The sequence below is a fragment of the Desertihabitans brevis genome (assembly GCF_003327535.1).
Lineage (GTDB): Bacteria > Actinomycetota > Actinomycetes > Propionibacteriales > Propionibacteriaceae > Desertihabitans > Desertihabitans brevis.
Genome location: NZ_QOUI01000010.1, coordinates 36,755 through 50,505 on the forward strand (window position 1 = coordinate 36,755; position 13,751 = coordinate 50,505).

Consider the following 13,751-nt stretch of genomic DNA (forward strand, 5'->3'; position numbering starts at 1 on the left):
GCGGGCGGCCGGCGCGCTCGGCAGCTAGATGAGGAACAGGGTGATGGTGGAGCCCTCGGGCGCCTCGGTCCCGAAGCCGGGGTCGGCGCTGGCGACGTAGCCGAGACCGAGGTCGTTGGTCTCGGCCCGCGCCGTCTCCACCTCGAAACCGGCCTGCTCCAGCGTCCGGGTGGCGGCCTCGACCCCCATCGCCCGGACGTTCGGCACGGTGACCAGCTCGGGACCCTCCGAGACCGTCAGGGTGACGGTGTCGCCGCGGTGGGCGGTGCCGGAGGCGGGGGACTGCGCGACCACGTCGCCCGCCTCGACCGTGTCGGAGTGCACGCGGGTGGTCTCGACCTCGAAGCCGGCGTCGGTGAGGTCGGCGCCGACGTCGGCGGCGTCGCGGCCGGTGCCGTCCTCGATCTCGATCGGCTGCCGGCCCCGGGAGACGGTGAGCCCCACCTCGGTGGCCCGCCTGACCTCCGTGCCGGCCTCGACGTCGGCGTCCAGCACGGTGCCGGCGGCGGCCTCCTCGTGCCAGACCTCCTCGACCTCGCCGACCGCCAGGGTCGCCTCGACCAGCGCCCGCTCGGCCGCGTCGACGTCCTTCCCGACCACGTCGGGGACGGCGTACCGCTCGGGCCCGCGGGAGAGCACCACCTCGACGTCGCTCTCCAGCAGCACCCGGGTGTCGGCGACCGGCGAGGAGGAGATCACCTGCCCGGCGGGGACGGTCTCGCTGTGGGCCTCGGCGAAGGTGACGTCGAGGTCGGCGGCGGTGCCGGCCGAGACCACCTCGCCGCGCTCCAGCCCGGTCAGCGGCGGCACCGCGGTCCAGCGGCCCGAGGCCATCCACCAGGTGCCGGCCGCCACCGCGGCGGTGAGCAGCAGCACCAGCAGCAGCACCAGCAGGCCGCGTCCGCGGGCCCGCCGGGTGCGCCGGCGGGCGTGCTCCAGCAACGGCCGGGAGACCTCGTCGCCGACCGGCTCGACCGGCGGTGCGGGTCGGCGCCGGACCCGGGCGTCGGGCCGGCGCTCGGCGGGACGTCGGTCGGTGGGACGTCGGTCGGCCGGACGGCGCTCGGCCGGGCGGGGGAGCCGGGGCAGGTCGTCCTCGGTGAAGGTGGTGCGGATCCGGCCCGAGGCGGTGGTCGGCGGCTCGGGCAGCGCGGCCTCGACCGGCTCGGCCAACCCGTGCCGGACCGGCGCCGCCGGGTGGTCCGGGCTGCTCGGCGAGGTGGGCGTCGTCAGGGTCGGCACGTGCGGGGCGGTGGCGTCGGCGAAGCCGAGCGGCTGGGTCATCCGCACCGTCAGCTCGGGGTCGTCCATCACCCCGGCCAGCAGGGCGGAGCGGGCCTCGCGCAGCATCGCCTGCAGCACCCGGGCGTCACGGGGGCGGCGCTCGGGGTCACGGGCGCAGGCGGTCTGCACCAGCACGTCGAGGTAGGGCGGGATGGCGTCGCGGGAGATCCGCCACGACGTGCCTCTCACCGACGACGGCGGCGGGACGTCCTTGTTGACGTGGGCGAAGACCACCTCGTACTGCGAGTCGCCCACGTGCGGCTTGCGCCCGGTGAGCAGCTCGAACAGCACGATGCCGAAGCTGTAGACGTCGGCGCGGGTGTCGGCCTGGCCGTGCACCACCAGCTCCGGCGGCACGTAGGAGACGGTGCCGATGAGCACCCCGGCGGTGGCGGTGCTGGTCTGGTTGCTGATCGCCTTGGCCAGCCCGAAGTCGGCCACCTTGACCTGGCCGCGCTCGGAGATCAGCACGTTCTCCGGCTTGACGTCGCGGTGCACCAGGTGGGCCTCGTGGGCGGTGGCGAGCGCCGAGAGCACCGGGTCGAGCAGGTCGAGCGCGCGCAGCGGCGTCATCGGGGCCTCGCGGCCGATGACGTTGCGCAGGGTGGTGCCCTCGACGAACTCCATGACGATGTAGGGACGCCCGCCGCCGTGGCCCTGGTCGAAGACCGAGACGACGTTGGGGTGGGAGAGCCTGGCCGCGGCCCTGGCCTCGCGGTCGAACTTGCGCGCGAAGTCGCCGTCCTCGCCGAGTCCCTCGTGCATCACCTTGACCGCGACCACCCGCTGCAGCCGGGTGTCGAGGGCGCGGTAGACGGTGGCCATCCCGCCGCGGGCGAAGCGTTCGAGGATCTCGTAGCGACCGTCCAGGGCATGGCCGACCAGGGGGTCGCGCATGCTGGTCATGGTCACAGTTCAGCTCCGTACACGGTCGGGGAAGGAGGCCGTGTCAGCCTGATGGCGAGCATAGGTGGCCCTACCACAGAAGACCGACAGAACGCGCCGGTGATGTTGCGGCCGTGCTGACGCAGGCCGACGCCGCGCTCACCCGGTGAGCGGGAAGGAGCCCACCACCACGTGGCGGGGACGCCCACCCGCGCCGCGTCCGAGCTCGGAGCGCACCAGCTCGACCGCGCCGGCCCGCCAGGACGGCCCGCGGTAGCCGGCGAGGGCGTCCACCCAGCCGGTGAGGTCGGCGGGGACGGTGCGGCGGGCCAGGGTCAGGTGGGCCCGGAAGCGTCCGTGGTCGGGTGCGGCACCGGCCCGCTCGGCCGCCGCCCGGACGCCGGTGGCCAGCCGGCCGAGCCCGGTCACCGCCTCACCCGGTTCCAGACCGGCCCACAGCACCCGGGCCGCGCTCGGCCGCGGGAAGCAGCCGCCCCCGGCCAGTGCCAGCTCGAGCGGTGCCCGGCGAGCGGCCGCCCGCTCGAGCCGCCGCAGCAGGTCCTCGGTCCGACGCGCGGGCACGGCGGCGAGGAAGGCCAGCGTCAGGTGCCACTGCTCCGCCGGCGTCCAGCGGAGCCCGTCGATGGCGCGGTGCGGCAGGGCCGCCGTGGCCGCCTCGACGGCCGCGGCCAGGTGCGCCCGCGCCGCGGCCGGCGGCACCAGGGCGACGAACATCCGCGCGGTGCCCTCGGCCATGGTCAGTCGATCCGGCCCACCATGGTCGAGGACGCCTCGGCGTAGCGGCGCACCGGGATCCGGCCCGCGTGGGCGGCCAGGTAGCCGGCGCTGACGGCGTGCCGCATCGCCTGCGCCATCGCCACCGGGTCGTGACAGCGGGTGACGGCCGAGGCCAGCAGCACCGCGTCGCAGCCGAGCTCCATCGCCAGCGCGGCCTCCGAGGCGGTGCCGATGCCGGCGTCCAGCACCACCGGCACCCCGGCCTGCTCGACGATCATCTCGATGGCGTGCGGGTTGCGGATGCCGAGCCCGGAGCCGATCGGCGCGCCCAGCGGCATCACCGCCGCGCAGCCGGCGTCCTCCAGGCGGCGGGCCAGCACCGGGTCGTCGTTGGTGTAGGGCAGCACGGTGAACCCGTCGGCGACCAGGCGCTCGGCGGCGTCCAGGGTCTCGATCGGGTCGGGCAGCAGGGTGACCTCGTCGGCGATCACCTCCAGCTTCACCCAGTCGGTGCCGAGGGCCTCGCGGCCCAGCTGGGCGGTGAGCACCGCCTCGGCGCTGGTGAAGCAGCCGGCGGTGTTGGGCAGCACGGCGATGCCGAGCCGGTCGAGCACCTCCAGCACGGTGCCGCGGGCCGACGGGTCGACCCGGCGCAGCGCGACGGTGGTGAGCTCGGTGCCGGAGGCCTGCAGCGCGGCCTCGAGGACCTCCAGGCTGGGGGCGCCGCCGGTGCCCATGATGAGCCGGGAGCCGAACGTGCGCCCGGCGATCGTCAGGTTCGCGGCCGACCCGGTCAGCTCAACCACCCTGCACCGCCGTGACCACCTCGACGGCCGCGCCCTCGGTCAGCGGCTCGTCGTGCCGGCTGCGGGGCACCACCGCACCGTCCACCGCCACCGCCACCCCGCGGTGGGGGAGGTCGGCGACGAGGTCGGCGACGGTGCTGCCGTCGGGCAGCTCGTGCGGTCGGCCGTTCAGCGTGATGTGCACGCTCCTCCTTCTGCTCGCCCCACTGGTCGTGCGCGTCGGCCAGTCTAGGAGGGCCGGTCGGCCGGGAAGCGGTCGAGCCGGAACGGCTCGGCCCGCTCGTCCCAGACGCCCTCGGCGACCCAGCCGGCCAGCACGTCGGCCACCAGCGGGGTGAGCAGGACGCCGTTGCGGTACAGCCCGACGCCGAGGGTGAGCCCGTCCAGCGGCGAGGGCCCGAGCACCGGGGCGTTGTCAGGGGTGGCCGGCCGCCACCCGGCCCGGCACTCGGCCAGCTCGTACTCCGCGCTGACCGGCACCACCCGGCGGGCGTCGCGGAGCAGCTCGTACACCCCGCCGGCGGTGACCCGGTCGTCGAAGCCGCGGTCCTCGACGGTGGCGCCCACCACCAGCTCGCCGTCGGCGCGCGGAACGAGATACACCTCGAAGCCCTGGCTGAAGGCCCGGACGGTGTGCTGCAGCTGGGGCTCCGCGCCGGCGCGCAGCCGCAGCACCTGACCCTTGACCGGACGCACCGGCAGCGCGAAGGGCAGGTCGTGGCCACCGGCGTCGGCGCCGGTGGCGAGCACCACCCGCCCGGCGCGCCAGCCGCTGCCGTCGGCGAGCCGGACCCCGGTGACGCGCCCGTCGTCGTGCTCGACCCGCTCGACCGTGCCGGGCACGGTGCGCACACCGGCCGCCTCCGCGGCCAGCCGCAGCGCCCGCCACAGCCGCCGGTTGTCACAGCTCCAGTCCCGCTCGACCAGCAGCGCGCTGCGCACCGTCGGCGCGACCAGCGGTTCGCGGGAGCGCAGCTCGCGGCTGGTGAGGGTCTGGCAGGGCTGGCCCTGGGCGCCCAGCCAGCGGCCGAGGTCGCGCAGCCGGGCGGCGTCGTCGGGGGTGGCGGCCACCGACAGGGTGGGGTGGCGGCGCAGCCCGGGATCGGTGCCGGCCGCCCGGGCGAGCTCGCCGGCGAAGCCGTCCCAGCGGTCCAGCGCGGCGAGGTTGAGGTGCAGCAGCGGGGTCTCGGTGAAGGCCGCCTCGGTGACCGGGGCGAGCATCCCGGCGGCCACCCCGGAGGCCGCCCGGCCGAGGTCGCCGGTGACCACGGTGACGTCCAGCCCGCGCTGGGCCAGCCGCCAGGCCGTGGCTGTCCCGACCAGCCCGCCGCCCACGACCAGGACGTCGGTGGTCAGGTCGTCGGCGGTCGGGGGTGGGAGCACCGGGTCATGGTAGGACCGCGACCCCGGTGCCGCAGGTGGAACGTGCTCAGAGGATGGGACGTCCGCCGGTGACGGCGATCCGCGCCCCGGACATGTAGCTGCCCTCGTCGCTGGCGAGCAGCACGTAGGCCCCGGCCAGCTCGACCGGCTGCCCGGCCCGTCCCAGCGGGGTGTCGCTGCCGAACTGCTCCACCTTCTCCGGCGGCATGGTGGAGGGGATCAGCGGCGTCCAGATCGGCCCGGGCGCGACGCTGTTGACCCGGATCCCGCGCGGGCCGAGGAGCTGGGCCAGGCTGGCGCAGAAGTTGGCGATCCCGGCCTTGGTGACGGCATAGGGCGCCAGCGTCGGGCTCGGGCTGTCGGAGTTCACCGAGGAGCTGCCGATGATGCTCGAGCCCTCACCGAGGTGGGGCAGCGCGGCCTTCACCAGGTGGAACATCGAGGAGAGGTTGGTGGCGAGGGTGTGGTCCCACTCCTCGTCGCTGATCTCCTCCAGGGTGTCGTGCGACATCTGGTAGGCGGCGTTGCTGACCAGCACGTCGATCCCGCCGAGCTCGTCGACGGTGCGCTGGACGAGGTCGCGGCAGTGCTGCGGGTCGGACAGGTCGCCCTTGACGAGGACGGCCTTGCGCCCGGCGTCGCGCACGTACTGGGCGGTGGACTCGGCGTCGTCGTCCTCGCTGAGGTAGGAGATGACGATGTCGGCGCCCTCCCGGGCATAGGCGATCGCGACGGCGCGACCGATACCGGAGTCGGCGCCGGTGATGAGGGCGCGCTTGCCGGTGAGCCGGTCGTGGCCGACGTAGCTCTGCTCCCCGCAGTCGGGGACCGGGTCCATCGCGGCCTGGTGACCGGGGGGCTGCTGCTGCTGGCTGGGCTGGTTCACGAAGTGCCTCCAGGGTCGTGGCGTCGGTGGTTCGCGGAGCGTCGTGCCGGGTCCGCCCGCACTCCGTCGTGAGGACGCTACCCGTGGCCGTCGGCGGCGAAACGAGGGTCGCGACCGCTCACAGGTGCTTGAGCGCCTCGCGTCGCGACAGCGGTGGGAGCCGCTCGCCCCACCGGGCGACGGCTGCGCGGACCCAGTCGGGGTCGGTGCGGGCGTGCTGGCGCAGCGCCCACCCGATCGCCTTGCGCAGCCAGAAGGACGGGTCGTCGAGGTTGGCCTCGACGGCGGCCGTCAGCAGCGCGGTGTCGGTGTGCTCGCGGTGGCGCAGCTGGGCCAGCACCGCCGTCCGGCGCAGCCACAGGTCGTCGGCGGTGGCCCAGCCGCGGACCACCGGAGTGGCCCCGGCCCGGTGGCGCAGCAGCACCTCACCGACCAGGTGGGACGCGGTCTCGTCGACCACGTCCCACCAGGCGCCGGTGGTGACCAGGTGGGCGAGCAGGGGCAGCGCGTCGACGTCGCGCCAGGCCCGGGCCCGCGGGTGCCGGGCCAGCGCCAGCGCGGCGTAGCGGTGCTCTCGGTGGGTGGCGGCGTCCCACAGCACCCGCACCGTGCTCTCCCACTGCTCCCGGTCGGCGGGCGACCAGTCCCGGAGCCGGGGGCGCAGCAGGGCGCGGGTGCCGGGGGCGCCGACCCCGTGGAACGGCAGCGCCGACTTCATGTAGGCCTGCTGCTGGGCGGCCCGGACCGGGTCGGCGGCGGCCGCCAGGTCGGCGCGGATGCCGGCCAGCAGCGTCTCGTCGGCGCTCACCGTGCCATCGTGCCCGCCCGGCTCAGGGTCGCGACACCGGCTGCTGGAGCTCGGTCACCCACTGGCTCTGGTCCTCGTCCGGGGAGGCGCGCAGGTAGACCTCGCGCGCCGGGCCGTCGGGGACGGCGCCGCGCTCGCCGATCGCCTCGTGCAGGGCCTGCCAGGTGGCGCCGATGGTCTCCATCGCGCCCAGGTGGACGGTGCACAGCGCCTCACCGGCCGCCGGCACCTCGACCAGCTCGAACCCGTCGCCGGGTCCGCCGGCGTGCTCGTAGCCGGCGGTCACCCGCAGCTGGTCGTCGACGCTGCGGTAGACCGCCACCGGGGTGCGCAGGCTGCCGCCGGCCGCGGCGACGGCGCCCGCGACGGAGCCGAAGAGCGGGCCGACGACGGTGCCGATCGCCTCCTCGGGTGGGAGGTCGGCGGTGGCGGCGGCCAGCCGGAGGGCGGGCAGCGGCTTGCTGACGTACTCGTGCTCGGACATGTGGTGCTCCTTCTCGATGATCCGGAGACGCAGCTCGACGTCGGCGAGCCGGGCGGTGGCGGCGGCGTGCTCGGCGGCCAGCTGGGAGCGGCGCAGGCGCAGCATGCCGCGCAGCTGCTCTCCCGTCAGCTCCTCGTCCAGCAGGACGCCGACCTCGGCCAGCGAGAACCCCAGCTCCTTGAGCGCGATCACGCGGTGGAGCCGGGCCAGCTGGCTGGGGTCGTAGGACCGGTAGCCCGAGCACGGGTCGACCCGCGCGGGCACCAGCACCCCGATCGCGTCGTAGTGCCGCAGCATCCGCACCGACACCTGACCGAGCCGGGCGAAGTCTCCGATGGACAACATGGCTCTGTTCTCCCGTCTGACACGGTGTGAGGGTCAAGTGGCCCGGGCCCCGACGTCCGTGCCGGGTGCGATTCTGACCGGTCGCCGGCCCGCGCCGCGCACTAGCCTGGGCCCCATGACGGCGTTGAGAGGTGTGGCCGAGCGGCTGCGGACGGCCAAGCTCTACCTGTGCACCGACGGTCGGGTGGAGCAGGGTGACTTCGCCGACTTCGTGCAGGAGGCCTTCGCCGGCGGCGTGGACATCCTGCAGGTGCGGCACAAGGGTCTGGACCCCGAGCAGGAGCTGGAGCTGCTGCAGGTCGCCCGGCGGGCGGCCCGGCCGCACCACGGGCTGGTCAGCGTCAACGACAGCCCCGCCCTGGCCGGCCGGTTCGGCACCGACGTGCTGCACCTGGGCCAGACCGACGGGCCGGCCGCCGAGGCCCGGCGGCACCTGCACCGCTGGGCGGTGGTCGGGCGCTCGACCCACTCGGTCGAGCAGCTGGCCGAGGCCGACGCCGACCCCGACACCGACTACTTCTGCGTCGGGCCGGTGCACGCCACCCCCACCAAGCCGACCTACCGGCCGGTCGGGCTGGAGCTGGTGCGCCACGCCGCGCAGCAGGTGCCGCCCCACGAGCCGGGCCGCAAGCCCTGGTTCGCGATCGGCGGGATCAACCGCGAGACCCTGGACGACGTGCTGCTGGCCGGGGCGCGTCGGGTGGTGGTGGTCCGCGCGATCACCGAGGCCGACGACCCCCGTGCCGCGGCCGCCGAGCTCAAGGCCCGGCTCACCCAGGCGTGGCGGGACGACCCGTCGATGGTCGAGGGCGGGTTCGCGCTCGAGGGCGACCCCGGCGTGCTGCGCCGGGCCTTCGGCCGCGACTCGTGAACCCTCCCCGGCGCGGACGGACGCTGGCCGGGGCCGGCGGCGGGGTGGTCGCGGTCGTCCTCGTCCTGGTGGCGCTGCTGTGGTCCGACCCGGGTGGGGAGGCCGTCCCGCCGCCCGTGACCACCCCGTCCGCGGCGCCGTCGCAAACCCCGACGGGAGGTGACCCGTCCGGCGGCGGGGTGCAGGGCCGCGACCAGGAGCAGGTCGGCACCGACGTCGACCCGCAGACCGGGTTGCCCTGGGTGCGGCTGGAGCAGCTGCCGCCGGAGGCCGCGGAGACGGTCGAGCTGATCGAGGACGGCGGGCCCTTCCCGTACCGCCAGGACGGGGCGGTGTTCAACAACTTCGAGGGGCTGCTGCCCGAGGAGCCGCGCGGGCACTACCGCGAGTACACGGTGCCGACGCCCGGCGAGGACGACCGGGGTGCCCGCCGGATCGTCACGGGCGAGGACGACACCGTGTTCTTCTGGACCGCCGACCACTACGGGTCGTTCGAGCGGATCGCCCGGTGACCGGTGGTGTGCGGCGGGTGGTCGCCACCGCGGAGGAGGCCCGGCGGGCACTCCAGGACGAGGGCTGGCGGGTGGCCGTGCTGGACGCCGGCAGCCGGGCCGAGCTGTTCGCGCAGCTGCAGCGGGCGCTGGGGCGGTCCGGTGGGGCGAACCTGGACGCGCTGTGGGACCTGCTGCGGGAGGTCGAGACCCCGCTGGCGCTGATCTGGGAGAGCTGGGCCGAAGTGGCTGCGGCCGATCCCGGATGGTTCCGGCGGGTGCTGGCGGTGTTCGAGGCGCGGGGCGGCGAGCCGGGGGAGCCGGTGGTTCTGGTTCTGCTCTGAGGTGGGTGTGATCGCCCCCTTCGACGGGCGACAGGCTCAGGACGTTGTGGACGCTGGGGCGTTGGTGGTGGGTCAGTGGTCGCGGCGGAGGGCGGCGTCGGCCAGGGCGGAGAGGGCGGTGCGGCCGTCGGGGGTGAGGTCGGCGCGCTCCAGGGCGGCCAGGCCGTGCTCGCCGTGCTCGGCGATCAGCTCGTCCAGGCGCCGGCGGGCGCCGCTGGACTCGATCAGCGCACGGGCCTCGGCCAGGCCGTCCTCGTCCAGCGCCGGGTCGCCGACCAGGACGTCCAGCCGGGCCAGCGCGGCGCCGTCCAGCCGGGCCCGGGCCTCGGCCAGCAGCAGCGTCCGCTTGCCCTCACGCAGGTCGTCCCCGGCGGGTTTGCCGGTGACCTGCTCGTCGCCGAACACCCCGAGCACGTCGTCACGGAACTGGAAGGCGCGGCCGACGTGCGAGCCGTAGGTGGCCAGTGCGTCGTGCACCCCCTCGCCGGCCCCGGCCAGCGCGGCGCCGATCTGCAGCGGGCGCATCACGGTGTAGCGGGCCGCCTTGTACTCCACCACCCGGTGGGCGCGGTCGACCGCGGTCTGGGGATCGTCCACCGCCGGGCTGGCCTGGGCCACCACGTCCAGGTACTGCCCGCAGGTCACCTCGGTGCGCATCCGCTCGGCCAGCCGCCGCGAGGTGCGGATCCGCTCGTCCCCGGGCGGGCCCAGGCGGGCGGTGGCACCGGCCAGCATCTCGGTCGACCACATCAGCAGCACGTCGCCCAGCAGCACCGACCCGGCCAGCCCGAAGCCCTCGGCCGAGCCGCACCAGTCCTGCTCGCCGTGCAGCGCCTCGAACTGGCGGTGCGCGGAGGGGACGCCGCGACGGGTGGCGGAGCCGTCCATCAGGTCGTCGTGGACGAGTGCGCTGACGTGCAGCAGGTCCAGGCTGGCCGCCGCCTCGAGGACGCCGTCGCCGCCCGCCTCCCCGCCGCCGGCGACGTGGCCCCACAGGCAGAACGCCGGACGCAGCCGCTTGCCCCCGCCGAGGAACGTCCTGGCCATCGACAGCACCGGATCGAGCTCGCCGCCGATGTCGCTCAGCAGCCCACGCTGGCCGGCGAGGAACCCGTCGATCGCGGCCTGCACCGCCTGCATGAAGTCGAGCGCGAGCGGGCGGGCCGGGTCGGGACGCCACCGGACGGCGAGGTGGTCCACCACGTCGGAGGACCGTTCGATGCTGCTGACCACAACGTGAGCCTACGCAGGACGCGTCTCCTCCCGCTGCCTAGGGTTCGCCCGTGCCCGTCCGCCGCATCCCCGCCACGCCCCGACCCGCTGCCCGCACCCCGCGGCAGCAGCCGGTCGCCGACCTGCTGGCCACCGCGGACTGTCCGCTGACCTCCTTCGAGCTGTTCCCGTGGCGCAGCCCGGAGGAGGAGCGGGTGTTCTGGCAGACCACCCGCGAGCTGGAGGCGCTCGGCCCGGACTTCGTCTCGGTCACCTACGGGGCCAGCGGCTCCACCCGCGACCGCACGGTCGGGGCGACCGAGGCGATCGCCTCCCACACCACGCTCAACACCATGGCCCACCTCACCTGCGCCTCGCAGAGCCGGGACGAGCTGCGGCGCACCATCGGCGCCTACGCCGGGGTGGGGATCCGCAACGTGCTGGCCATCCGCGGCGACATGCCCGGCGGGCCGACGGTGCCGTTCGAGCAGCACCCTGACGGCCTGGCCAACGCCACCGAGCTGGTGCGGATGGTCCGCGAGCTGGGCGACTTCTGCGTCGGCGTGGCCGCCTTCCCCGACCTGCACCCGCAGGCGCACGACGCCGACCTGGACGCGCGGGTTCTCGTGCAGAAGGCCGAGGCCGGGGCGTCGTTCGCGATCACCCAGCTGTTCTTCACCTTCGAGCGCTACGTCGACCTGGTGCAGCGGGTGCGGGCGCTGGGCTGCGACCTGCCGATCATCCCCGGCATCATGCCGGTCACCCGGCTGACCCAGATCAGCCGGATGGCCGAGCTCTCCGGGGCCGACCTGCCCGACTGGGTGGTGCGCCGGCTGAGCGAGGACGAGTCCCCGGCGACGGTGCGCCAGGTCGGCATCGACATCGCCACCGAGCTGTGCGAGCGGCTGCTCGAGCACGGGGTCCCCGGGCTGCACTTCATCACCATGAACCGCTCCACGGCCACCCGCGAGATCTTCGGCCGCGTGCTCGGGACCGGCTCAGCCGCGCGGACGCCAGCGTCCTGAGCCCGGGCCCACGTCCACGGTGACCAGCCGCTGGGTGGGCCGGGTCAGCGCCACGTAGAGCACCCGCGTCCCGCCGGAGTGCTCGGCGACGATCTCGTCGGGGGAGAGCACCACCGCCGCGTCGTACTCCAGGCCCTTGGCCTGCAGCGCGGTCACCAGGGCGACCCGCGGCGACAACCCGTTCAGCCCGGCCTCCAGCGCGGCGCCCACCTCGGCCAGCCGCGACGGCGGGCAGATCACCCCGATGGTGCCCTCCACCTGGTCGCCGAGACGGTGCACCAGGCCGGTGACCTCCTCGTGCAGCGCCTCGGGGGCGACGGTGCGCAGCTCCGGCGCGATCCCGGTGGAGCGGACGGCGCGGGGCAGGTCGGCGGCCGGGTACTCCGCCTGCACGACCGCCTTGGCCAGGTCGAACACCTCGGCCGGGCTGCGGTAGTTGGTGCTCATCCGGAATCGGCGCACCGGCGCCCGCCCGATCAGCTCGGTGAGCGCCTTGTCGTACTCCTCGGGCTCGGGCCACGACGACTGGGCGGTGTCGCCGACGATGGTCCAGGACGCCTGGGAGCCGCGGCGGCGCAGCATCCGCCACTGCATCGGCGTGATGTCCTGCGCCTCGTCGACCAGCACGTGGGCGTAGCGCTGGTGCGGCTCGGCCTGCGGGTCGACCTCCACCGGGCGGCGCAGCCGGTCGGCGGTGGTGACCAGCTCGGCGACCTCGGTGCCGTCGGCGAGGAACAGCGTCGGGTCCTCCTCGGCCTCCTGCGGCACGGGCCCGATCACGGCCACCAGCTCGTCCAGCAGCGCGGCGTCGGCCACGCTCCAGCGCGGGCGGCCGCCGTCGGGGTCGGCGTCCAGCTCGCGGTAGCTGCGCACCAGGGCCCGCTGCTCCTCGGCGTCGAGCAACCCGTCGGCGAGCCGGGCCACCAGGTCGGCATCGGCCAGCCGGCGCAGCACCAGGCTGGCGTCCAGCGGCGGCCACCAGGCGTGCAGGAACATCGTCCACGACGCCTGCGAGGTGACCAGGTCGTCGAAGGCGTCGCGCTCGACGTCGACGCGGCCCTGGGCCTGGCGCCACAGCGCGTCCAGCAGCGCCTTCTCGGCCAGCGGACGGGAGGTGTTGATCTTGTGCTGGCGCAGCACGTCGGCGCGGATGGTGCTGAGCTGGAACGGCCGCAGCACCAGCACCTCGCCCTTGACGCTGACCCGCAGGTCGAGCGGGCCGGCGGCCAGCGGCTCGTCGACCAGCCGGCGCAGCAGGGTCAGCATCCGCAGCGAGCCCTTCACCACCGCGGCGGCCGCGTCGTCGGTGCGCTCGGCCCCCAGCGGCACCACGTCGGAGGCGACCGCGCCGATCGAGCGCAGCGTCACCGACTCCTCACCGAGGGAGGGCAGCACCCGCTCGATGTAGTTCATGAACACCCGGCTCGGGCCGACCACCAGCACGCCGCCGCGCTCGAAGCGCTTGCGGTGGGAGTAGAGCAGGAAGGCCGCCCGGTGCAGCGCGACCACGGTCTTGCCGGTGCCGGGACCGCCGCTGATGATGGTGACGCCCTGGTAGGGGGCGCGGATCGCCTCGTCCTGCTCGCCCTGGATGGTGGCGACGATGTCGCGCATCTGCGGGCCGCGGGCGCGCGAGAGCGCCGCCATCAGCGCGCCCTCGCCGACCACCACCAGGTCGTCGCCGGCGCGCTCGCCGTCCAGCAGGTCGTCCTCGATGCCGATGACCTTCGTGCCGCGGCTGCGCAGCACCCGGCGGCGGACGACGTCCATGGGTTCGGCCGGGGTGGCCCGGTAGAACGGCTCGGCCGCCCGTGCCCGCCAGTCGATGACCAGCGGCTCGTAGTCCTCGTCGCGGACGCCGATCCGGCCGATGTAGCGGACCTCGGAGTCGGCCCGGTCGAGCCGGCCGAAGACCAGGCCCTCGTGCTCGGCGTCCAGCGTGGCCAGCCGCTTGGCGGCCTGGAAGGCGAAGACGTCGCGCTCGAACAGCCCGGTGCCGTCCTCCTCGCGGACGAAGCTGGTGCGGTCGCTCTGGTAGAGGGACCGGCCCTGCCGGGCGACCTGCTCCGCGGTGCGGGTCGCCTCGTCCAGGCGGGCGTAGACCTGGTCCACGTGGGCCTGCTCGATCGCGATCTCACGCTCGACCGTGCGGGACTCCGACTCCGGTGACGTCAACGAAACTGCCTCTC

Annotated in this window: 14 protein-coding genes; 4 read left to right on the forward strand and 10 right to left on the reverse strand. The window is 75.2% G+C overall.

The window, feature by feature from the left end:
* Nucleotides 1-24 precede the first annotated feature (24 nt).
* The 8 genes from DT076_RS15000 to DT076_RS15035 all read right to left on the reverse strand — a co-directional run bounded on the left by DT076_RS15000 (nt 25) and on the right by DT076_RS15035 (nt 7,619).
* The gene (locus tag DT076_RS15000; RefSeq protein ID WP_147264160.1) at nt 25-2,190 is read right to left on the reverse strand and encodes a Stk1 family PASTA domain-containing Ser/Thr kinase; all 2,166 of its coding nucleotides are present in this window, start codon (nt 2,188-2,190) and stop codon (nt 25-27) included.
* A 138-nt stretch (nt 2,191-2,328) separates the two neighbouring features.
* Complete coding sequence (thpR, locus tag DT076_RS15005; RefSeq protein ID WP_114127516.1) at nt 2,329-2,925, reverse strand: RNA 2',3'-cyclic phosphodiesterase; 597 nt, start codon at nt 2,923-2,925, stop codon at nt 2,329-2,331.
* Nucleotides 2,926-2,927: 2 nt separating this feature from the next.
* Nucleotides 2,928-3,713 carry a thiazole synthase gene (locus DT076_RS15010; RefSeq protein WP_325048376.1) on the reverse strand — a complete coding sequence of 262 codons (786 nt, stop codon included), beginning with the start codon at nt 3,711-3,713 and terminating at the stop codon, nt 2,928-2,930.
* Nucleotides 3,706-3,897, reverse strand: a complete 192-nt coding sequence (gene thiS / locus DT076_RS15015) for a sulfur carrier protein ThiS (RefSeq protein ID WP_114127517.1) — start codon at nt 3,895-3,897, stop codon at nt 3,706-3,708. Before thiS ends, DT076_RS15010 begins: the two co-directional genes overlap by 8 nt.
* A gap of 44 nt (nt 3,898-3,941) precedes the next feature.
* Nucleotides 3,942-5,096 (reverse strand): glycine oxidase ThiO, encoded by a 1,155-nt coding sequence (gene thiO, locus DT076_RS15020; protein ID WP_199539213.1) that lies wholly within the window; start codon nt 5,094-5,096, stop codon nt 3,942-3,944.
* Between the two features lie 46 nt (nt 5,097-5,142).
* A complete protein-coding gene (locus DT076_RS15025; RefSeq protein ID WP_114127518.1) occupies nt 5,143-5,982 on the reverse strand; it encodes an SDR family oxidoreductase in 840 nt (279 codons plus the stop codon).
* 118 nt (nt 5,983-6,100) lie between these two features.
* Entirely contained in the window at nt 6,101-6,790 is a 690-nt protein-coding gene (locus tag DT076_RS15030; protein WP_114127519.1) for a DNA alkylation repair protein, read from the reverse strand.
* 22 nt (nt 6,791-6,812) lie between these two features.
* Complete coding sequence (locus DT076_RS15035; RefSeq protein WP_114127520.1) at nt 6,813-7,619, reverse strand: MerR family transcriptional regulator; 807 nt, start codon at nt 7,617-7,619, stop codon at nt 6,813-6,815.
* 115 nt (nt 7,620-7,734) lie between these two features.
* Between DT076_RS15035 and thiE the strand changes: the two genes are divergently transcribed.
* The 3 genes from thiE to DT076_RS15050 are packed head-to-tail and all read left to right on the forward strand — an operon-like array spanning nt 7,735 to nt 9,325.
* Entirely contained in the window at nt 7,735-8,490 is a 756-nt protein-coding gene (gene thiE / locus DT076_RS15040) for a thiamine phosphate synthase (RefSeq protein ID WP_114127521.1), read from the forward strand.
* Nucleotides 8,487-9,002, forward strand: a complete 516-nt coding sequence (locus tag DT076_RS20090; RefSeq protein WP_233493990.1) for a ribonuclease domain-containing protein — start codon at nt 8,487-8,489, stop codon at nt 9,000-9,002. Before thiE ends, DT076_RS20090 begins: the two co-directional genes overlap by 4 nt.
* On the forward strand, nt 8,999-9,325 hold the full coding sequence (locus DT076_RS15050; RefSeq protein ID WP_158548158.1) for a barstar family protein: 327 nt from the start codon (nt 8,999-9,001) through the stop codon (nt 9,323-9,325). Before DT076_RS20090 ends, DT076_RS15050 begins: the two co-directional genes overlap by 4 nt.
* A 72-nt stretch (nt 9,326-9,397) precedes the next feature.
* On the opposite strand, the gene DT076_RS15055 is transcribed toward DT076_RS15050, so the two are convergent.
* Nucleotides 9,398-10,465: a polyprenyl synthetase family protein gene (locus DT076_RS15055; protein WP_114127645.1), complete on the reverse strand. Its 1,068-nt coding sequence runs from the start codon at nt 10,463-10,465 to the stop codon at nt 9,398-9,400.
* Nucleotides 10,466-10,608: 143 nt separating this feature from the next.
* On the opposite strand from DT076_RS15055, the gene metF reads away from it, so the two are divergent.
* Nucleotides 10,609-11,562, forward strand: coding sequence for a methylenetetrahydrofolate reductase [NAD(P)H] (gene metF / locus DT076_RS15060; RefSeq protein ID WP_233493992.1), 954 nt, complete (start codon nt 10,609-10,611; stop codon nt 11,560-11,562).
* Here metF and DT076_RS15065 read toward each other — a convergent pair.
* Nucleotides 11,536-13,737, reverse strand: coding sequence for a HelD family protein (locus DT076_RS15065; RefSeq protein WP_114127523.1), 2,202 nt, complete (start codon nt 13,735-13,737; stop codon nt 11,536-11,538). The genes metF and DT076_RS15065 overlap by 27 nt on opposite strands.
* Nucleotides 13,738-13,751: the final 14 nt, after the last annotated feature.